This window comes from Fructobacillus americanaquae (assembly GCF_024029775.1).
Taxonomy (GTDB): domain Bacteria; phylum Bacillota; class Bacilli; order Lactobacillales; family Lactobacillaceae; genus Fructobacillus; species Fructobacillus americanaquae.
In genome coordinates this window covers 577,077-596,774 of sequence record NZ_CP097122.1, presented here as the reverse complement: position 1 = coordinate 596,774, position 19,698 = coordinate 577,077, and the positions used below count along the sequence as shown (strand labels likewise).

The window sequence follows — 19,698 nt, the reverse complement described above, 5'->3', positions numbered from 1 at the left end:
TAGGAATTTTTGCGATACAGAGTGACTGTAGTGATAATAAAAAAGTACCGATGACTAAGCAAACAGATTAATTAACGGTACCAAGCATTGTCAAAGGGGGCAGGGACAGTCTAGTTTGAATTGTGTTGACATGACCTAGGCTTAGTCCAGGTCGTCAAAAATGACTTGCCCGTCTTCAAAGGCGGCAATCTTAGCCAAAGAGTGAATATTCGTTAAGCCGGCTTCGATGGCAGCTTGGCGTCCAGGTTGGAATGACTTTTCAATTACAATGCCGGCCCCGACGATTGTCGCACCCGCCTCATCAGCTAAAGCCTTCATGCCTAACAATGCCTGGCCGTTGGCGAGGAAGTCGTCGATTAGTAAGACGTTGTCCGCGGCTGATAAGAAACGCTTATCAATTCTGATTTGGTTGCTTCTTTGCTTTGTATATGAGTAGACGTCAGCGGTGTAGGCATCATCTGAGAGAATGCGCGACTTTGATTTGCGTGCAAAGACGACGGGTACGCCAAGACTCAAGCCCGCCATCACGGCTGGGGCGATGCCAGAGGCTTCGACTGTGATCACCTTCGTAATGTCCTGGTCTTTGAAGAGACGGGCAAATTCGGCACCCATGGCCTGCATCAGCTTAGGATCGATTTGATGGTTTAAAAAGGAATCAACCTTCAAAATATCAGCGCCCAAGACGCGGCCGTCTTCTTTAATTCGTGCTTCTAATTCCTTCATGAGGACTCCTTTTTCAAGGCCGCTTACAAGCGGCAATCTAATTAATATTTTACCAAGGGGAAAAGCTTGCTACAAGGGCAAAAGTTGGCATTCTGCAAGAGATATGGTACATTAAAAACTAATGAAATGAGGATTACGTGGATGCGAAATCAGCAAAATAAGCTCATCAAGTTGATGAGGTGGCTACCAAATCAGCAAGACAAGCTCATCAAGTGGATGAGGCTTACCAAAACCTTTCTATTAAATTTGGCGGCCTTTTTGGGCTTCTTTGCCCTGGAATATGCAGCAATGGTCTTTATCCAGGGGTCGGTCTATTTTTCTGGTCAGCACCGCTATGCGGTTCTGATACTGGGTCTTGGTTTAGCCTACTGTTTTGTACGCTTTGGGCTGCAGGCCATGAAAGCGAACAAGGCCAAATTATCTTTTTCTTTGAAAACGATTGCCTGGCCCACCAAGTCAGAATTTGGGACGATCATTGCAGCTTATCTCCTAGGTTGGTCGGGGATGGTCATCTGGAACGAAATTGAAATTTTGTTCTTTTATAAGTTGACCCATGGGACGACGGAAAATCAAGCCGCCATTGATAATATCATGCAGGTCGGTGGCCATTATTCATTGGTAATGTTTTCACTGATTATTGTCTTCTTAGGACCGGTGATGGAAGAAATCCTGTTCCGTGGACTCTTTTTCCGCTATTTCAAGTCAGTGAAATTTCCCTGGCTGGTTGTTGTGCTGTCGGCCTTGTCCTTTGGTTTTTATCACCTGAGTTCCTACACTTGGGTCTCACTTTTAGACCTGCCACCGTATGCCATTGTCGGGTTTTCGTTGGCTTACGTATACAAGAAAACGGATAAGTTGTCATCCTCGATTATCATGCACGTTTTCCACAATGGCTGGATCCAAGTCATCTCGATTATTACCCTACTTCAACACTAATTTTATCTTTGATCAAATCAGGCCTGCCTACCCGCAGGCCTTTTTTTTGGACGCCAGAATAGGTAGGACCAATCAAAGGAGTGTGGAAAAAAGAAAAAATCTGTTGTCCTTGTACCCAGTTTGGTTATCAGTGAGACTGATTTTTCGCCTGGGGGAACAGCAGATTTTTTAGATGGTAAACTTAAGCGTTATCGGCTTGAGCAGCCTTCGGCCAACCGTTTAAAAGCAAGTTAAGGCCAACGGCCACAACAGTCGTCATGACGACGCCGTTGGTCATCACCATCTGCAATTGCTCTGGCAAGTGGGCCAAGAGGGTTGGCACTGAACTAATGCCCAAGCCAGCACCGATTGATAAGCCGGCCGTCAAAAGGTTGCCTTCCTTGTTCAAGTTGACCTTACCGAGGATTTGCAAACCTTGAATGGCAATCGTTGAGAACATGACCATCATGGCCCCACCTAGAACGGCTGAAGGAATGATGGTAGCCAGGGCACCAAACTTTGGTAACAGTCCCAAAACCAAGAGCAAGCAAGCGGCATAGTAAATGGGTTGCTTGGTCTTCACACCTGAAAGGCGAACGACTGCTACGTTTTGTGAGAAGGTGGAGTAAGGGAAGGTATTGAAAATTCCAGAAAGGACAACGGCGAACCCTTCGGCGCGGTAACCACGGGCCAAGTCCTTTTGTTCTAATTTTTTACCAGTCAAATCGGCCAAGGCAAAGTAAACGCCGGTAGCTTCGACCATAGCAGTTAAGACGATGATTATCATCGTCAATGAGGCAGACCATGAGAAAGTTGGTGTTCCCAAAAAAAATGGTTGGGGAAGGTGGAACCAGGCAGCGTCAGCAACTGGTGTCAATGACACACGGCCGAGGACGGCTGCGAACAGGGTTCCTAAAATAATGCCCATCAAGACGGCAATGGCCTTTAAGAAGCCCTTTGCCAGCTTCATTAAGAGCAATGTTAAAACGATGGTCACAAAACCAATTAGAAGGTTTTGCCATTCACCGAATGATTTGGCCGTTAAGCTACCGCCACCCCAGTTTTGCAGGGCGATTGGAATCAAACTTAAACCAATAACGGTAATCAATGAACCAGTAACGACTGGTGGGAAGAAGGCGCGCAGGCGGGCGAAGGTTCCGGCAATCAAGATAACGAAAAGGCCAGCCACGATTGTGGCCCCATACATGGCACCCCAACCGAGGCTTGAGCCGATGTTAATTAATGGTGAAACTGCTTGAATTGATGAACCCAAAACAACGGGCAAAGCGATACCGGTGATGGGAGTTTGCTTCAATTGGAAGAGTGTTGCTAAACCGGTACAGAAAATATCCACTGAAATCAAGTAAGCCAGTTGCGTACTATTAAAGTGCAAGGCCGTTCCAATTAGCAGTGGTACCAGGATGGAACCGGCGTACATAGCCAGCACGTGTTGCAGCCCTAAGAGTAGGGCCTGAAACTTTGGAAGGGGGTGGTTGGGTGTTTCCATGAGATCTCCTGTGTTTGACCAATCATTCTCAGTTGGTCAAAAGTTATGATAAAAAAACAAAAATATTGGAGCAGCCCCATCCCACAGACAACAAAAAAAGCACGCAGTACCCAAGCGTGCTCAAAAAACCCTTGGTGATAGTCGCCCTTTTTGCCGGGCGGTAGAGACTCGGCTAGCGTTAAAAGCCGGATATAACTCCAATACGGTACTAATATTGTAGCAGGTTTCCACTTTAAAAGATATAAAAACCGCCAGAACGGTCAGAAAATTGGCAGAATGTCTGGCATTAGTCGAGCTTGATACTGATAAGCTGGTTTAGCAACTGCAACTGGTATTCTCATGAGAACGGCAAAAATTAATCGGCATAAGTCTTTCGTTTATTGCACGAGTTCGCTCATCACGTAACTTTGTTGTTGTATTTGAGAGAAATTGTTAAAATATTGAAAGAGTGATTGCTAACTTTTTGAGTAATATCTGCTGGTAAAAATGGATTGAGATAGACAAAGTAGGGGGACCGGATGTCGGATGACGATAAAAATTATAGTAGATTTTTAATTGAACTAATCGTTGTGGTCGCTATTATGCTGATTGGTGCTATATTTTTTACACTGGCTCTCATTTCCTATTGGTGTTAAAAAAACACCCAACAGTTTTGCCGTTCAGCTGAAAGAAAAGTTAACTTTCAAATGAACGGTACCTGTTGGGCGTTTTTTACTTGCTATGGCTGCTAGCATTCGCTGTCGGAAACTGCTTGTTGGCTACAATTTGATCGAGAAGATGGTAGTCACGACGCAAATCATATGGAGTATCGCGACTGGTATTCCATAGCTGGACAACGTAGAGGTTGCCGATTAACCAGAGTAACTCTTGATCTGTTGTGACAGTGGAAAGGGCTTTAAAAATTGACTTATAAAATAAGTCCTCAAAGGCACGGTCCTGTAGTTGGAATTCTAAAACTTCGATAGTACCATCAAAGTGGAAGGTTTTAATGGTTTCAAACGGAAACTTTTTAAACTGGTCAAGGTCGAGTGTTGCATAGATTGATTGAACACTTGTATTTAATAATTCATCCAAAAGTACATACTTATCCACAAAATGACGGTAAAATGTGTTGCGATTGACCTCTGCAGCATCACAAATTTCCTTCACTTTTATTTTGGAAAAGGGGATGTCATGGAGCAATTCGCCAGTAGTCAGCAATAGGTGGCGATGCATTAAATCGTATCGTTTATTTTCCATAAAAGTTTCCCACCCCCGCTAAAAGCAACATTTTTTTATTTTTGTTGCATTTTAAAACAGTGTAACATTTTTTGACTCTTCAAATCTTCTAAATTAATCACTAAAATGTTCATGATGATTAAAAAGGAGGAGAAGTAATGCTCAAAAAACTTGGGGAATGGATTTATGAAAATAAAGTGAAGACCTTCCTGATTTGGTTGGCGGCCATTATCGTTGTCGGTGGCGGTGCCATCGGTCTCGGTTCGCATTTTTCAGAAAATTTGACGATTAGTGGCGTCCCATCAACAAATATCCAAAGTACCCTGGAACGGGAATTTCATCAGAATCCTAACAGTGGTACGTTAAAGGTTGTCGTTCAAAATCAGCAAGGGATCACTGATGAAAAGACCAAGGCGGATGTTGCCAAGGCCATTGCCAAGGTTCAGGACAAGTATGCTGCTGATATTAAGACGATTGCCAACCCTTATACCAACAATACTGTTAGTTCTGATAATACGACTACCTATGTCGATATTACCTTCAAAGCAAACTCAACATCAGTGTCCCATAGCACGATTACCGGTATTCGTTCTATCTTTGATGATCGAGTGAAGACCAGTGGGACAAAGGTTGCTTACACTGGCACCGTCCAGCTAAAGCCGTTTGAAATCGGTGGTTCTTCCGAAATCATTGGGGTTGTGATCGCCTTTGCCTTGTTGTTCGTACTATTCCGCTCCTTTATTACTGCTGGAATGCCAATTGTCTCTGCCCTGGTTGGCTTGGTGACTGGCTTGTTCCTCGTGATCATTGGAACGAATTTTGCAACCCTTGCCAATGTAGCTGAGACTTTGTCTGTGATGTTGGCCTTAGCAGTTGGAATCGATTATGCGCTCTTTATCTTGAACCGCTACCGGACTGATTTGGCCGAGACAAACGGTGACCAAAAACTGGCCTTAGGAAATGCCTTGTCAGAAGCCGGCAAGTCCGTTATTTTTGCCGGTGTGACGGTTATTATCGCTGTTTGTGGCTTGTCCTTTGCTGGCATTGAATTCGTGACAACCATGGGCTTTGCTGCTGCTGTTGCGGTGGCCATTGCCGTGTTGTCAGCGTTGACTTTCTTGCCAGCTTTGATTGCGGCCTGTGCTAAGTTTATTCGACCAAATACCAAGACGGTCGATCACATGGCCAAGAGCCCAGCCAAGTTGACGAAGTTTTTGACGAGCCACCCATGGCTGGTGGTAATTGTTGCCGTATTGGTTTTGATTGGTATTGGTTTGCCGGCGCAAAATATGCGTTTGGGAATGCCTTACAACGGCTCTTTGCCAGAAAAGCAAACGGAACGTCAGGCTTATGACATGATTTCTGATAAGTTTGGTGAGGGGATTAATTCACCATTGATTGCTGTTGTTAAATTAGACACCGACCAATCAGCTGCGGTTAACGAGGCCAATGTTGCCAAGATTGCCAGTCATTTGACTGGCCTCTCTGGTACAAAGACATTGTCACCTTTGTCAGTTGACCAGCAAAAGGCAGCGACCTTGCAGACGCAGCTGACACAAGAGGCCCAACAAAAGATGGCCTTGCAGGCTCAAACAACTGGACAACTGCCAACTCAGGCGCAAAAAGATCAGACAGCCGCTCAAATCAAGCAAGTGATTATGGCGCAGGCAACTAAGCCTTATCAGATTTCTGCAGATGGCAAGTATGCGCTGTTAGTCGTTATTCCAAAGAAGGGGTCTGAAGCAGTTGAGACAACTAATCTAGTCCACAAGATTCAGGATTATTCAGACAACACGACGAAAGCAAAGTACGGTGCTCAGATTACCTTGACTGGAGTAAACGCCGTCAATTTGGATATTACCAAAAAGCTGAATAACGCGACACCAATCTTTGTCTTCACGATTATTGTTTTGGCCTTTATCTTGTTAATGGTTGTCTTCCGCTCTTTCATTGTTCCAGCGGTAGCGATGGCTGGTTTTGGTCTATCGCTCTTGGCTTCCTTTGGCTTTACTACATTGGTTATTCAGGAAGGATTCTTAAAGGAAGTCTTTGGTGTCGCCAAGGCAGCACCCATCCTTTCCTTCTTACCAATTATCGTCACGGCCATTCTCTTTGGTTTGGCGATGGATTACGAAGTCTTTATGGTTTCACGAGCTCGTGAGGAGTATCTGAAAACAGGTGATAACGACCGAGCAGTGACAGTTGCCATGCAGGATTCTGGTCCAATTGTGGTCACGGCAGCTTTGATTATGATGGCGGTCTTTGGATCATTTGCTTTGAACTCTAGTCCAACCATCAAGTCTTTGGCCTTGGCCTTAGCCTTTGGTATCTTCTTTGATGCCTTTATTATCCGTTTGCTCTTCGTGCCAGCAATGCTGAAGATTTTTGGCAAAACCAACTGGGCCTTTCCGGGTAATAAAAAGAAAAACTGACATCTTTCAAATTTTTTCTGCTGATAAAAGTTAAAGATAAAGAAAAAGCCAGCTCAAGTGAGCTGGCTTTTTTCTTGGTCAACGAATGGTATTGTTGCTTAATGGTCGAGATTGTCAGGGAACTTTCTCTCATTGAACATTTGGTCAAAAATCGGGTATCCCTCATGAAGCGTATACGGTTTGGCTAAGCTATGGTTCCAAAGACGGATAATATACATGTTACCAAGGCTCCACAAAAAATCCTGGTCAGTGGTAAATTCTTGTAATATTTTAAAAATCAGACTATCAAAAATATCCTGAAACAATGAATCGTTGAGTTGAAAATCAAGGATTGACATCTCTGCCGAAAATTTCATGGTCGCGATAACTTGAAACGGATGTTGACGAAAATCATCTAAGTCTACTTGATTAAAAAGACGGGTGATTGATTCTGTGAGCATCACCTCTAGCAGGGCATATTTATCAACAAAGTGCCTGTAAAAGGTGTTGCGATTGATATTGGCGGCCTCACAGATTTGTTTGATCGTTAATTTGGAAAAAGGGACGGTTACGAATAGTGCAGCCGCTGTTTCCATGATGTGGTTGTGCATTAAGTCGTAATTTTTATTAGCCATTGGAATTGAAAATGAGACACTTTCTTAAATTTGTCACTCTAAGGGACAGTATAACAATTTTATCCCTTTCATAATATACTTATCACGATTAAAATATAGACAATGATTCATTAAAAGGAGGAGCATCATGCTCAAACGTCTAGGGGAATGGATTTATGAAAATAAGTTCAAAACTTTCCTGGTTTGGTTGGTTGCCGTGGCTGTTTTAATTGGTGGGGCCGTGGGACTTGGTTCTCACTACACCACGAATTTAACAATTACTGGTATTCCATCAACCAACATTCAAAGTACTCTTGAAAAAGAGTTTAAGATGAACCCGAATAGCGGAACCATGAAGGCCGTTATTCAGAATAAGAAGACTGGTGTTGCTGACGACAATACGAAGACCGAAGTGGCTGCTGCTATCGATCAGCTACAAAAGAAGTATTCTTCAGACATTAAGTCGATTTCAAACCCCTATACAACGGGAGTGATTAGTGCTGATAAGACGACGACATATGTTGATATCACCTTTAAGGCCGATTCAACCAACGTTTCTCAAGACGCCATCGACGGTGTGAAGGAGACCTTTAACGACAAGGTGAAGAGTTCCACCACCAAAGTTGCCTTTACCGGATCAGTAAAGGTTACTCCGATGGAATTGGGAGGCAAGTCCGAATTAATTGGAATTGCGATTGCCTTCGTCCTCTTGTTAGTCTTGTTCCGGTCCTTTGTGACGGCTGGAATGCCAATTATTTCAGCGCTTGTCGGCTTAATTTCCGGGATATTATTGATTACTATCGGAACAAACGTCATTACATTAGCCAGTGTTAGTCAAACGTTGGCAGTGATGTTGTCATTGGCGGTCGGTATTGACTACTCACTCTTTATCTTGAACCGGTATCGGACTGATTTGGCTGATACCAATGGCGATAAGAAGACGGCGCTTGGTTTGGCCCTGTCTGAGGCTGGTAGTTCAGTTATTTTCGCTGGTGTGACAGTGATTATTGCCGTTTGTGGTTTGGCCTTTGCGGGGATTGAGTTTGTAACAACGATGGGCTTGGCAACCGCTGCCGCCGTTGCTGTGGCAGTTGTTTCAGCATTGACATTCTTGCCAGCCTTGATTGCCGTTTGTGCGAAGTTCGTTAAGCCCAATAATAAGACTGTTGACCATATGGCTCAGCACCCATCCAAGATTACAAAATTGATTACTGGCCACCCTTGGACAGTTTCAATTCTAGCAATCTTGGCCTTGGCTGCAATTGCCCTACCAGCGCAAAACATGCGCTTGGGAATGCCTTATAACGGCTCACTGCCTGATAATCGAACAGAGCGTCAGGCCTATGACATGATTTCTGATAAGTTTGGGGAGGGAGTTAACTCACCTTTGATTGCTGTCGTTAAGCTGGATACTGATAAGGGTCAAGCGAACAACGAAGCGAACTTGGTCAAGATTGCTAAACATATTAGCGATCTGAATGGGGTCAAGATGATGACCCCATTGACGGTAGACCAGCAAAAGGCGGCAACATTGCAGACGCAATTGACCCAAGAAGCTCAGCAAAAGATGATGGCCCAAGCCCAAGCAACAGGCCAGGCACCAACCCAAGCTCAACAGGATCAAGCTGCTGCACAAATTAAGCAAGCGATTATTGCTCAGGCATCTAAGCCTTACCAAGTTAGTGCTGATGGCAAGTATGCCATGATGGTCGTGATTCCAACTAAGGGATCAGCGGCTAAGCAAACGACTGATTTGGTGAATAAGATCAAGGATTACTCTGCCACCACGGAGTCAAAGTACTCTGCGCAGATTACCATGACAGGAATTAATGCCGTGAACTTGGATATCACCAAGAAGCTTAACGATGCCACACCACTCTTTGCGTTTACGATTATTGTTTTGGCTTTCATCTTATTAATGGTTGTTTTCCGTTCATTTATCGTGCCTGCGGTGGCCATGGTTGGCTTTGGTTTGTCATTGTTGGCATCCTTTGGCTTTACAACGTTGGTCATCCAAGAAGGCTTTATGAAGGGACTCTTCGGTGTTGCTAAGGGGGCACCAATTATTTCTTTCTTGCCAATCATTGCAACGGCCTTGATTTTCGGTCTGGCAATGGATTATGAGGTCTTTATGGTCTCACGTGCCCGGGAAGAATATGCAAAGACCGGTGATAACGACCGGGCAGTGACGGTGGCGATGCAGTCATCAGGTCCAATCGTTGTGACGGCCGCATTGATTATGATTGCTGTCTTCGGGTCATTTGCTTTGGATCCTGACCCAACAATCAAATCAGTTGGTTTGGCACTTTCATTTGGAATTTTCTTTGATGCCTTTATCGTCCGTTTGCTCTTTGTGCCAGCCATGATGAAAATCTTTGGTAAGTGGAACTGGGTTTTCCCAGGTAACAAGCACAAGTAAGAATTTCTGATTTTTCTGCTTAAAAATTAGTAATGCTCAGAAGCCAGTCCTTAAGGACTGGTTTTTTTGACTGCCATTTGCTGCGAACAACAGCCACACTGTGGCCGAGTTCGTGATCTCTGTTAGTAGAAGGTGAGAGACGAGCATCAAAAAAATAATCTTAGTTATTTGATTGTTATTGTCAACGGATGACTTTGCTGAGCCTATCAAGAAAACGATTTTTTGAAGAGTGAATTTTTTTAGTGGGCATGTCAGATAGTGACTAATATTGGTTGTATTGGTGGCAACTGACAAGTTGGTCAGACACTTCTGAGGTAACCAGCGGAACAATTTGAGCAATTTTTTGACCAGTGAAAGCAAAGAAAAAGCTTGCGCAAATCATGTCACCTTGGTATACTATTATGGTCGTAAAGATATACGGGAGTGTAGCGAAGTCTGGCTAAACGCGACGGACTGTAACTCCGTTCCTTCGGGTTCGTAGGTTCGAATCCTACCGCTCCCATTGCTGCCCTTGTGACAGCCACTGCTTAACGACTGCCCCTTGGCCAAGTGGTAAGGCAGAGGTTTTTGGTACCTCCATGCGCTGGTTCGATCCCAGCAGGGGCAATCATGATCAAAAGGACTAACAAGAAGACTCTTGTTAGTCCTTTTTGTATGGACCAATCATTATGGTTATTTAGCGGTAGTCGGTTGATGAAGGGCGATTAGCTAGACTACTGACGCCTTATTTTCGATGCAAAAAGTTTTTGACATGGTGAACGGAGAAAATGTTAAAAAGAATTGCTAGAAAATTTGACGGTGTCTCGTTATATTGTAAACAAAGGAGATTAGTATAGCATGTTAATTGGTAAAAAAATAAAGATGGTACGAGAGTCTGCGAAGATGACTCAAGAGCAATTAGGAGAACAGTTACATTTAACCAGGCAAACGATCTCGAATTGGGAAAATGGGAAAAGTTATCCAGGAATAGCCGAAATTGTGGCAATTAGTAATCAGTTTGCCGTTTCTTTGGATGAATTATTGAAAGAGGATATGGAATTGATTCAACATTATGAAGTGATTGACAGTCAGTTTAATCGGCAAAAGAAACTGTATGCCGTTTCCTATATTGTTAATATTATTTTTCTGGGGCTTTTAGTGATGAACAACTATTTTCAATTGGCAACGGCAATTCGCATTGGATTAATGATTATGGGAATTTCAGCTATTGTAGCGATGTACACAACAATTAAACATCCGGTCAATCTGTTAAAAAACCGTTGGGCTTTGGTACTGATTCTAATTGCACTATTGTACTTTTTTAGCTTTTGGGTCTTTAAGAATTTACATGGAAGTCCTAGCTATCAGTTAGGTCTGATTTGTGGTGCTGCTGTTCGTATTTTTGTTCTCACTAGTAGTATCTATTTTTTGCCGCAGCCTCCTCTTGGAGATAAAAGAAAAGCTTAAATAGGCTTTGCAGGGGGTATGCTATTTTTAGTTACTTAATACTGATTTCTAAATTAAATCATTAATTTAGGCCTACTTGCAACAAACAGCTAAAAAACGGCCTGACGTCATTGTCAGGCCGTTTTTTTAGTCTAGGTATTGTTTGTATTGTTCGATTTCTTTTGGTTTCAAGGAAACACGAATGGTTGTCCCGGATTCGTTGAAGTCTTGCGCTAAAAGGGCATGCTTGTCTAAGATTTCAGCCACAATTTTTGAGTCTGCAAAGGGCACGTGGAGGCTGACTTCAGCCATGTCGGCAAAGAGCGTCTTCTTAATAAGCGTCAAAACCTCGTCTTGCGAAGTTCGGTCTCGGGCAGAAATGGTAATCGACTGATCACCATCGACTAGTGGAAAGGCCATTTCGGCTACATCCGCCTTGTTATAGATGGTAATCATCGGCTTATCTGTGATGCCCAGACGGGTCAGTGTTTCCTTTGTTGTCGTCATCATGTCTTGATAATGGGCGTCAGAAATATCGACTACTTGCAAGAGTAAATCGGCTTGAGCGGCTTCTTGCAAAGTTGACTCAAAGGCAGCGACCAAGTGGTGGGGTAACTTGGAAACAAAACCAACGGTATCTGAAAGCAGGAATTGTGTCTTATCGGGGAGTGTCAACTGGCGGATGGTGGTGTTTAGGGTGGCAAAGAGCATGTCTTTTTCGAAAACTTGCTTGCTTTGGTCACTACCGGCGCCTTGGCCGAAACGGGCTAAGAGTTGGTTCATTAATGTTGATTTACCGGCATTGGTATAACCAACCAGGGCAACAGTTGGTAGTTCTGATTCCTGCCGTTGCTTGGCTTGTGTTGAGGCATCCTTTTGTAATTCTGCCAACTCCTTCTTGATGGCGACCATTTCGTTGGTCAGTCGCCGACGGGATTGTTCAAGCTTTGTTTCACCGGAACCACGGCTTGTAAAACCGGCTCCACCGGCCCCAGTTTGCTGGTCTAATGAAACAGACATTGAAGTCCGTAACCGGGGGAGCTGATATTGTAGGCGGGCTAGTTGAACTTGCAGTTTAGCCACCTTAGTTTGAGCTCGTTCGGCAAAAATATCAAGGATTAAGCCAGTCCGGTCAACAACTGTTGCACCAGTTTCGGCTTCTAAATTTCTGATTTGTGATGGGGATAACTCATCATTGGTGACGATTAAATCAGCCTCATAGGTTTCAACAGCCATCTTGAGCTCATCTACCTTACCCTTACCGAAGTAAGTAGCTGGATTGGGACGGTCCAAGGATTGGAGAAAGGTTTCAACTGGTTGTAAGTTATTGGCTAAGGCCAAGTTTTCCAACTCTGTTAACTCATATTCTAGGTTTTGTTTTTGATCTGTGCGCAGGCCGGCCAAAAGGACAGGTCGGCTTGGTTTTTGTGATGTTTCTTTAAAGGTTTTAGGCATACACAGGCCTTTCTGTGAAATAAAACCGCCCTGTTTTCAGTAGCGGTCTGGGAATAATCGAATAAGAAATGTTTTAGTCAAAAATGGTCGTGATGTCGTTGAAGGCCAAAATATCGGCACCTTCATCGCTTAGGCGCAGGTGCATGACGGCACCGTTATGCACCGATTGGGCAGCCATTTCAGGGTGACCAAAGTAATCGGCGATTGCCCGAATTGTTGTCCCATGGGAAACAAGCAGAACCTTATCGCCGTCTTGGTGGCGACTTTTAAGGTCTTGAAAGCCAACCTCAATGCGGTTGACAAATTCTTGGTAGGATTCGGCTAGGTGGTAGGGGTCTGCATCATGGAAAATATCCATTACAGCCGGCATACCGAGGTCTTCAACCATGTCGGCATAAGCATTATAGACTTTTGGAACCCGAGCATTCAGGTCAGTTAATGTAACCTGAGAGTCGCGTCCTTCATAAGAACCAAAATTTTCTTCACGGAAGTTGGGCAGAGTAGTTGGCTCAACTGGTGACTGTGCTTGATTTTCACTCAAGGCATAGCGAGCAGTGTGGATAGCCCGTGTTAAATCAGAAGAGTAAGCACCATCAAAGTGAATCTTGGCGAGGCGTTGACCGGCTTTGTGTCCATCTTGGATGCCAGCATCCGTTAACGGTGCGTCGGAAAATCCTTGGAAACGGCGTAAAAGGTTAAAGTAAGTTTGGCCGTGGCGGACCATATAAACATCAATTCCTGCCATGAAATAAGACTCCTTCAAATCTATTTTTTCTTCTTTTGTTGGAAGATTTCTTGTTTCTAGTGTACCACGAAAGGCAGGTGAGCCAAATGCTTTGCTGACCTTTCGGACTGATTTTTTAATTAAAAAAGCCGGCGAAAATTCGTCGACTTTTTAAACATTATTCGGGGTCGTTATCTTTACCCTTAAGCTGAAACTTTAAGCGCTCACGGTCTTTTTCAGACATGGACGGTTTGCTTTCAGAAGTGCTTTTGTTATCCTCAACATCAGAATCTGTGTTTTCAGGTTCCGGTTTGGTTTCAAGCTCTTTGACGGCAAATTCAGGGATAAAGGCATTTTCGTAATCAAGTGCCGTAATTTGATAGTTGTCAATGCGTAAGGAGTCGCCAGTTCGGAAATCAGGATCGCGTTTCAAAACGTAACCGGTCAAGGTAACGGCCTCATCGTCGTCAAATTCCTTCACATGAATTTGGAAGTAACGTTGGAAATCGTACAAGGTCGTCTTACCAGAAACCTTGTAGCGTTGATTCCCAAGCTTTTCGATGTATTCATCGGATTCATCGTTGATTTCATCCCGAACAGAGCCAAACAGTTCTTCATAGATGTCTTTATCAGTAATGATTCCGGCTGTACCACCGTATTCATCGACGACCACGGCAATTGGCGACCGTTTAATGGTCATTTCATCCATGACATCGTGTAGGTCCATGTTTTCAGGGACGGCAGGAATGTCACGCATAATCTGAGCAACGGGGTTTTTCCCAGAAATTCGATTTTGGCGAACAAGGTCGTAGTTAAAAACATAACCTAAAACCTTGTCTTTATCGTTGTCAGCGACAACTGGGAAACGAGAGTGACGCTTTTGCAAATACTCATCTAGCCCCTTGGCAATCGTGTCATGAACATCGATAACATCCATTGATGTGCGATCGATCATGACGTCAGCAGCGACCTTATCATTCATTTCAAAGGCTCGTTGCATAAAGGTCAAATCTTCGGTATCCAATTCACCAGCTTCAGCAGCACTCTTTGACAAGGAAAGAATTTCCGTCTGTGAATAGATATCATCATCATTAGTGACCTGGAAACCAATCAAATGGGTTAACCAATTTGATAAGTGATCTAGAATCCAAATGAATGGGAAGAGGGCAACATGAAAGAAGCGGACTGGACGCACAATTAACAACAAGACCTTGATTGGTTCTTGAATGGCAATGTTTTTTGGCACCAAGTCGGTGAAGACGGCGTGAATAATCGTAAAGATAACGATGGCCGCAACAGAAGCGACAGGCTTGGCATAGTCAGCTGGCAGGATATGGGTTGCTAAAATCAAATCGGCAACGGTTTCCTCACCAATCCAACCTAAAATCAATGATGTTAATGTAATTCCGACTTGAGCAGTCGATAAGAACTCCGTTAGGTGTGACACCATATGAATGGCGTGTGCAATGTTTTTTGATGGCTTTTCGCGATCGGCCTGAAGGGCCTCCAAGGCAGACAAACGCACCTTAACAAGAGAATATTCCGTTAGTGTAAACAAAACCGCCAACAACAAAATAAAGATGATGACGAACGCATTCAACAAGAACGAGGGACCAGAATCCACAGTTATTACCTCACTTATATAATTTAGATATTTCCTCCATTATAGCAAACTTTATGAAGCAAAGAAGATAATCTTTATTAACGTTAGAATTGGTCTAGTGTTCTCGCCCAGACTGATTTCACAAGCGAAATTCTTGGTGTTGAACAAAAAAAGGCGTTAATATGGGCTCAAGTAAACGTATGTGTCGGAACAAAAGTGATTAGATTGCACTTTCAAAAAGGCAGTGAATATTGTGAATTAAAAAATATGCAAAATCAAAAGCCTATTAGAAAGGCCTTCGGGCGAACAAATGTTTGTGCGGACAGTTTTAGGCCTTGAACTCTAAGGGAAATCGGCTAAACTAGTAATTAGCTCAATTGCTTGTTAGTGTTTGTAAATGCGGGTGCGACAGGGAATTGCTTGAAAAATATAAAAGAAAGTGGGAGCAAAAAGTATGGCTCAAGTAACGGTCTTTACCAAAAATAATTGTGTACAGTGCAAAATGACAAAACGCTACCTCGACAGCATGGGGGTTGGCTACGAAGAAATTAATATCGAAGAACAACCAGAGTATCTTGCTCAATTGAAGGATGCTGGTTTTAAGCAGACACCCGTTGTTCAAATTGCTGGTCAGGAAGCCTTCTCTGGTTTTCAGCCTGATGCCTTGAAGTCTTTGACGGCCTAAGTTTTTTAGCGTCACGAATTTTTTCCGCTTAGTCCTGATTGGTCTATGCGGAATTTTTCTTCTTACAGAGGAAACGAACAAATTATAAAAAACGAGGAGAATTATATGTCATTATTGGACCTTGACCTCACCCAGGTCACCTATTTTGATTTAAATAACGAAATCAATATTCCAAAGGACAACCAGATTCAGTTGAACAAGGATCAGGAAGCTTTGGCAGCCTTTATGAAGGAAAATGTTGAACCAAACTTAAAACGGTTTGACTCTGTTAAAGCTCATTATGACTGGTTGATTGAAAACGACTTTTTGGATAAGGACCTGGTCAAAAAATATGACATGGCCTTCATCAATAAGATGTATGCCTTCTTAGAGGAACAAGACTTCCACTTTAGTTCCTTTATGGCGGCCTTTAAGTTCTACAACCAATATGCACAAAAGACGAATGATAAGGCTTACTACGTTGAGTCTTACTTAGACCGCGTGGCCTTGAATGCTTTGTTTTATGCTAACGGCGACGAGGACTTAGCAATGGCCTTGGCCAACGAAATGATTCACCAACGCTACCAACCAGCAACACCATCATTCTTGAATGCTGGTCGTGCTCGTCGAGGTGAATTGGTTTCTTGTTTCGTTTTGCAAACAAGCGATGACATGAACTCTATCGGCCGAACAATCAATTCTGCTTTGCAGTTATCAAAGATGGGTGGGGGAGTTGGCATTAACTTGTCAAACCTTCGTGAAGCCGGCGCGCCAGTAATGGGCATTGCAAATTCTGCTGGTGGTATTGTGCCAGTGATGAAGTTATTGGAAGATTCCTTTACTTTTTCATCACAGGTTGGGGCCCGTCAGGGAGCCGGAGTTGTTTATCTGAACATCTTCCACCCTGATTTGATGACCTTCTTGGCAACCAAGAAGGAAAACGCCGACGAAAAAGTCCGCGTGAAGACCCTATCATTGGGCTTAATTGTGCCCGATAAGTACTACGACTTGATTGAAAAGGGCCAAGAAATGGCCTTGTTCTCACCAGTTGATGTCGAACGTGAGTACGGCATGCCATTCAATTATGTTGATATTACAGCTGAATATGACAACATGTTGAAGAACGACAAGATCACGAAGAAGATGATTCCTGCCCGGACGGTTGAAGAAGAAATTTCAAAGCTTCAGCAAGAATCTGGTTATCCTTACATCATTAATATCGATACAGTTAACCGCGCCAATCCAGTTGCCGGAAAGGTCATTTCATCCAACCTTTGTTCTGAAATTTTGCAGGTGCAAACACCTTCAACCATTGACGATGAACAAGAATATACAACGTTAGGTGAAGATATCTCATGTAACTTGGGTTCAATCAACATCGTCAATATGATGAAAACGGACGATTTCGCCGGCTCTGTTGATGCGATGATCCGAGCTTTGTCCTTTGTTTCCGAGCAGTCTGATTTGAATGTGGTCCCATCCGTGCAAAATGGTAACCAACAAAACCACGCTGTTGGTTTGGGCGCCATGGGTCTGGCAGCCTTCTTTGCTCAGAACAAGATGATGTATGGTGACGAAGAATCTCTGGACTTTACCAAGGTCTTCTTCATGACATTAAACTTCTATTCATTGAAGGCTTCGATGAATATTGCCTTGGACCGCCAAGAAAGCTTTAAAGACTTTGATAAATCAGCATATGCTGACGGCACATACTTTGAAAAGTATGTAGGTCAAGATTGGGGTCCAAAAACGGATAAGGTGAAAGCCTTGTTTGCCAATCTTCCCGTGCCAACGAAGGAAGATTGGGTGGAATTGCGTGATCAAGTTCAAAAGAACGGCTTGTACAACGCTTACCGTCACGCGGTAGCACCAACTGGTTCAATCTCATACGTTAATAACACCACGGCCTCTTTGTTGCCAATCGTTAACAAAATTGAGGAACGACAGGAAGGAATGATTGGGAAGGTTTACTATCCAGCACCTGGCCTGTCAAATGAGACGTTACCTTACTATGTTTCTGCCTATGACACGAACATGAAAAAGGTAATTGATATCTATGCAGCCGCTCAGCCTCACGTCGACCAGGGAATGTCTTTGACATTCTTTATGCGTTCAACCATTCCGGAAGGCCTGTATGACTGGAAGAATGGTCGAACAGAAAAGATGACCACGCGCGATTTGTCCAAGTTGCGTAATTATGCGTACAAGCAGGGAATCAAGTCTTTGTATTATGTCCGAACATATACGGATGATAACCAAGAGGCTGGCATCAACGAATGTGAATCTTGCTCAATTTAATGACGGTTTAATTCTAATTGGATACGCTTACAAGAATTTAAGCTAGAAAATTTTTCTAGCAAAATGCGATTGTGAATAAGTGTTCAATTGTTGGCCTGGTCTTGTTTACCGGGTTCACAAATGATTGAGCACTGCTCAGTCGTACATATTTAGGGGTTGACGGCTGTCAACCCAGCTGTTAAATTGAATACGTTGCATGGGCTTTGTTCAAAAATTATCAAATAATTCTGATTCAAAGCTCTGACAAGCAGCCTATGCTGTTTAGAAAGGAAAGGTCGATGGCAACATACCGACTCTTATATGCCAGCATTGAGGGTAATACCCAGTCGTTTATTAATAAACTGCAAGCAGTTGCTGAAGAAAAGGGTGACGCGATTGACGCGAAAGTGGTTGGTGATGAAACCGATTATGAAGAGGAACACCAACCTTTTGTAGCAATTGTACCAACCTACTTGACGGGCGGGACTGGCACCGGTCCTGCGGTTGTTGAAATCTTTACGAATGCCCTAGCGGACTATATTGATTTTAAAGACAATGCTACCCTGATAAAGGGAGTAGTTGGATCGGGGAACCGTAACTTTAACGATCAATATATTTTGACCGCTAAGCGCTACGCTAAAACGTATCAGGTGCCGGTGATTGGAGACTACGAGTTACGTGGGACTTCTTATGACGCAGAAAAAATTTACCAAAGCATCACGGAAACATTAGGAGAATAACATGGTTGAACACGTGAATAACGGCTCATATACTGCCATTAACTGGAACGATATTGAAGACGCCTTGGACAAAGCTACCTGGGAAAAGTTGACCCAACAATTCTGGTTAGACACCCGTGTCCCAATTTCAAACGACTTGCGCAACTGGCGTGGTGATTTGAATGATACGGAACGCCGGGTTTACAACTTGGTCTTCGGTGGTTTGACAACCTTGGATACTTTACAGTCACAAGATGGAATGGCTTCATTGCGTCGCGATGCTGTTAACCAAAAAGAAGAAGCGGTTTTGAACAATATCCAATTTATGGAATCTGTTCATGCTAAGTCATATTCTTCTATCTTTGAAACGTTGAACGATAAGTCTGAAATCGATGCGACCTTTGAATGGGCTGATCACGATGAATTTTTGCAGTACAAGGCCAACAAGATTAATGATGTTTACCAAAATGGCACACCATTGCAAAAGAAGGTTGCTTCGGTCTTCTTGGAAACTTTCTTGTTCTATTCAGGTTTCTACACGCCTTTGTACTACTTGGGCCACAACCGCATGCTCAACGTTGCCGAAATTATTAAGCTGATTTTGCGTGATGAGTCTGTTCATGGTACTTACATCGGTTACAAGTTCCAAATCGGCTTTAATAAGCTTTCAGAAGCGGAGCAAGAGGAGATGAAGACTTGGATGTATGACTTGTTGTATGACTTGTACGACAACGAAGAAAAGGTTACTCACGAAATTTACGATCAAATTGGTTGGAGCGACGACGTTTTGGTTTTCTTGCGCTATAACGCGAACAAGGCCTTGATGAACTTAGGACAGGAACCGTTGTTCCCAGACAACGCTGACCAGGTTAATCCGGTTGTTATGAATGGTATTTCAACTTCAACATCAAACCACGACTTTTTCTCAGGGGTTGGGAATGGTTACTTGTTGGGACAAGTCGAGGCCATGTCTGACGAGGATTACAAGGAAGACTAAACTGCTAATAAAATAGAATGCCTACTG

General features: G+C 43.4%; 15 protein-coding genes and 2 tRNA genes. 10 read left to right on the top strand and 7 right to left on the bottom strand.

Translation table 11 applies throughout. The annotated features are described in order from the left end of the window. Positions 1 to 141: 141 nt before the first annotated feature. Positions 142 to 723 carry a xanthine phosphoribosyltransferase gene (locus M3M36_RS02745; RefSeq protein ID WP_252774317.1) on the bottom strand — a complete coding sequence of 194 codons (582 nt, stop codon included), beginning with the start codon at positions 721 to 723 and terminating at the stop codon, positions 142 to 144. Positions 724 to 864: 141 nt separating this feature from the next. On the opposite strand from M3M36_RS02745, the gene M3M36_RS02740 reads away from it, so the two are divergent. Continuing rightward, entirely contained in the window at positions 865 to 1,659 is a 795-nt protein-coding gene (locus M3M36_RS02740) for a CPBP family intramembrane glutamic endopeptidase (RefSeq protein WP_252774316.1), read from the top strand. A 181-nt stretch (positions 1,660 to 1,840) separates the two neighbouring features. Here the strand turns inward: M3M36_RS02740 and M3M36_RS02735 are convergent, their stop codons facing one another. Together M3M36_RS02735 and M3M36_RS02730 are read right to left on the bottom strand one after the other, a co-directional pair. Further along, positions 1,841 to 3,145 carry a nucleobase:cation symporter-2 family protein gene (locus M3M36_RS02735; RefSeq protein ID WP_252774315.1) on the bottom strand — a complete coding sequence of 435 codons (1,305 nt, stop codon included), beginning with the start codon at positions 3,143 to 3,145 and terminating at the stop codon, positions 1,841 to 1,843. Positions 3,146 to 3,856: 711 nt separating this feature from the next. After that, positions 3,857 to 4,384 (bottom strand): TetR/AcrR family transcriptional regulator, encoded by a 528-nt coding sequence (locus M3M36_RS02730; RefSeq protein WP_252774314.1) that lies wholly within the window; start codon positions 4,382 to 4,384, stop codon positions 3,857 to 3,859. Between the two features lie 137 nt (positions 4,385 to 4,521). Between M3M36_RS02730 and M3M36_RS02725 the strand changes: the two genes are divergently transcribed. Then, positions 4,522 to 6,795 (top strand): MMPL family transporter, encoded by a 2,274-nt coding sequence (locus tag M3M36_RS02725; protein WP_252774313.1) that lies wholly within the window; start codon positions 4,522 to 4,524, stop codon positions 6,793 to 6,795. Positions 6,796 to 6,893: 98 nt separating this feature from the next. Here M3M36_RS02725 and M3M36_RS02720 read toward each other — a convergent pair whose 3' ends face one another. Then, positions 6,894 to 7,370: a TetR/AcrR family transcriptional regulator gene (locus M3M36_RS02720; RefSeq protein ID WP_252774312.1), complete on the bottom strand. Its 477-nt coding sequence runs from the start codon at positions 7,368 to 7,370 to the stop codon at positions 6,894 to 6,896. Positions 7,371 to 7,536: 166 nt separating this feature from the next. On the opposite strand from M3M36_RS02720, the gene M3M36_RS02715 reads away from it, so the two are divergent. The 4 genes from M3M36_RS02715 to M3M36_RS02700 all read left to right on the top strand — a co-directional run bounded on the left by M3M36_RS02715 (position 7,537) and on the right by M3M36_RS02700 (position 11,253). Further along, positions 7,537 to 9,807 (top strand): MMPL family transporter, encoded by a 2,271-nt coding sequence (locus M3M36_RS02715; protein WP_252774311.1) that lies wholly within the window; start codon positions 7,537 to 7,539, stop codon positions 9,805 to 9,807. Positions 9,808 to 10,226: 419 nt separating this feature from the next. Beyond that, a tRNA-Tyr gene (locus tag M3M36_RS02710) sits at positions 10,227 to 10,309 on the top strand. Between the two features lie 33 nt (positions 10,310 to 10,342). Next, positions 10,343 to 10,414: transfer RNA gene (locus tag M3M36_RS02705), tRNA-Gln, on the top strand. A gap of 230 nt (positions 10,415 to 10,644) precedes the next feature. Continuing rightward, positions 10,645 to 11,253: a helix-turn-helix domain-containing protein gene (locus M3M36_RS02700; protein ID WP_252774310.1), complete on the top strand. Its 609-nt coding sequence runs from the start codon at positions 10,645 to 10,647 to the stop codon at positions 11,251 to 11,253. Positions 11,254 to 11,379: 126 nt separating this feature from the next. Here M3M36_RS02700 and hflX read toward each other — a convergent pair whose 3' ends face one another. The 3 genes from hflX to M3M36_RS02685 all read right to left on the bottom strand — a co-directional run bounded on the left by hflX (position 11,380) and on the right by M3M36_RS02685 (position 15,035). Further along, entirely contained in the window at positions 11,380 to 12,687 is a 1,308-nt protein-coding gene (hflX, locus tag M3M36_RS02695; RefSeq protein ID WP_252774309.1) for a GTPase HflX, read from the bottom strand. A 73-nt stretch (positions 12,688 to 12,760) separates the two neighbouring features. Next, on the bottom strand, positions 12,761 to 13,432 hold the full coding sequence (locus M3M36_RS02690) for a histidine phosphatase family protein (protein ID WP_252774308.1): 672 nt from the start codon (positions 13,430 to 13,432) through the stop codon (positions 12,761 to 12,763). 157 nt (positions 13,433 to 13,589) lie between these two features. Beyond that, positions 13,590 to 15,035, bottom strand: a complete 1,446-nt coding sequence (locus M3M36_RS02685; RefSeq protein ID WP_252774307.1) for a hemolysin family protein — start codon at positions 15,033 to 15,035, stop codon at positions 13,590 to 13,592. Between the two features lie 433 nt (positions 15,036 to 15,468). On the opposite strand from M3M36_RS02685, the gene nrdH reads away from it, so the two are divergent. The 4 genes from nrdH to nrdF all read left to right on the top strand — a co-directional run bounded on the left by nrdH (position 15,469) and on the right by nrdF (position 19,671). Continuing rightward, positions 15,469 to 15,699, top strand: a complete 231-nt coding sequence (gene nrdH, locus M3M36_RS02680; protein ID WP_059394000.1) for a glutaredoxin-like protein NrdH — start codon at positions 15,469 to 15,471, stop codon at positions 15,697 to 15,699. A gap of 105 nt (positions 15,700 to 15,804) precedes the next feature. Then, on the top strand, positions 15,805 to 17,976 hold the full coding sequence (gene nrdE, locus M3M36_RS02675) for a class 1b ribonucleoside-diphosphate reductase subunit alpha (RefSeq protein WP_252774306.1): 2,172 nt from the start codon (positions 15,805 to 15,807) through the stop codon (positions 17,974 to 17,976). A 278-nt stretch (positions 17,977 to 18,254) separates the two neighbouring features. Further along, positions 18,255 to 18,695: a class Ib ribonucleoside-diphosphate reductase assembly flavoprotein NrdI gene (nrdI, locus tag M3M36_RS02670; protein ID WP_252774305.1), complete on the top strand. Its 441-nt coding sequence runs from the start codon at positions 18,255 to 18,257 to the stop codon at positions 18,693 to 18,695. Position 18,696: 1 nt separating this feature from the next. Further along, positions 18,697 to 19,671, top strand: a complete 975-nt coding sequence (gene nrdF, locus M3M36_RS02665) for a class 1b ribonucleoside-diphosphate reductase subunit beta (protein WP_252774304.1) — start codon at positions 18,697 to 18,699, stop codon at positions 19,669 to 19,671. Positions 19,672 to 19,698: the final 27 nt, after the last annotated feature.

Excerpts from the sequence above, each read along its gene's own strand:
- nrdF (WP_252774304.1), top strand. The coding sequence starts at position 18,697 with ATGGTTGAACACGTGAATAACGGCTCATATACTGCCATTAACTGGAAC.
- M3M36_RS02690 (WP_252774308.1), bottom strand. The coding sequence starts at position 13,432 with ATGGCAGGAATTGATGTTTATATGGTCCGCCACGGCCAAACTTACTTT.
- M3M36_RS02730 (WP_252774314.1), bottom strand. The coding sequence starts at position 4,384 with ATGGAAAATAAACGATACGATTTAATGCATCGCCACCTATTGCTGACT.
- M3M36_RS02720 (WP_252774312.1), bottom strand. The coding sequence starts at position 7,370 with ATGGAAACAGCGGCTGCACTATTCGTAACCGTCCCTTTTTCCAAATTA.
- M3M36_RS02715 (WP_252774311.1), top strand. The coding sequence starts at position 7,537 with ATGCTCAAACGTCTAGGGGAATGGATTTATGAAAATAAGTTCAAAACT.
- M3M36_RS02745 (WP_252774317.1), bottom strand. The coding sequence starts at position 723 with ATGAAGGAATTAGAAGCACGAATTAAAGAAGACGGCCGCGTCTTGGGC.
- M3M36_RS02725 (WP_252774313.1), top strand. The coding sequence starts at position 4,522 with ATGCTCAAAAAACTTGGGGAATGGATTTATGAAAATAAAGTGAAGACC.
- nrdH (WP_059394000.1), top strand. The coding sequence starts at position 15,469 with ATGGCTCAAGTAACGGTCTTTACCAAAAATAATTGTGTACAGTGCAAA.
- M3M36_RS02740 (WP_252774316.1), top strand. The coding sequence starts at position 865 with ATGCGAAATCAGCAAAATAAGCTCATCAAGTTGATGAGGTGGCTACCA.
- M3M36_RS02700 (WP_252774310.1), top strand. The coding sequence starts at position 10,645 with ATGTTAATTGGTAAAAAAATAAAGATGGTACGAGAGTCTGCGAAGATG.
- M3M36_RS02735 (WP_252774315.1), bottom strand. The coding sequence starts at position 3,145 with ATGGAAACACCCAACCACCCCCTTCCAAAGTTTCAGGCCCTACTCTTA.
- hflX (WP_252774309.1), bottom strand. The coding sequence starts at position 12,687 with ATGCCTAAAACCTTTAAAGAAACATCACAAAAACCAAGCCGACCTGTC.
- nrdI (WP_252774305.1), top strand. The coding sequence starts at position 18,255 with ATGGCAACATACCGACTCTTATATGCCAGCATTGAGGGTAATACCCAG.
- nrdE (WP_252774306.1), top strand. The coding sequence starts at position 15,805 with ATGTCATTATTGGACCTTGACCTCACCCAGGTCACCTATTTTGATTTA.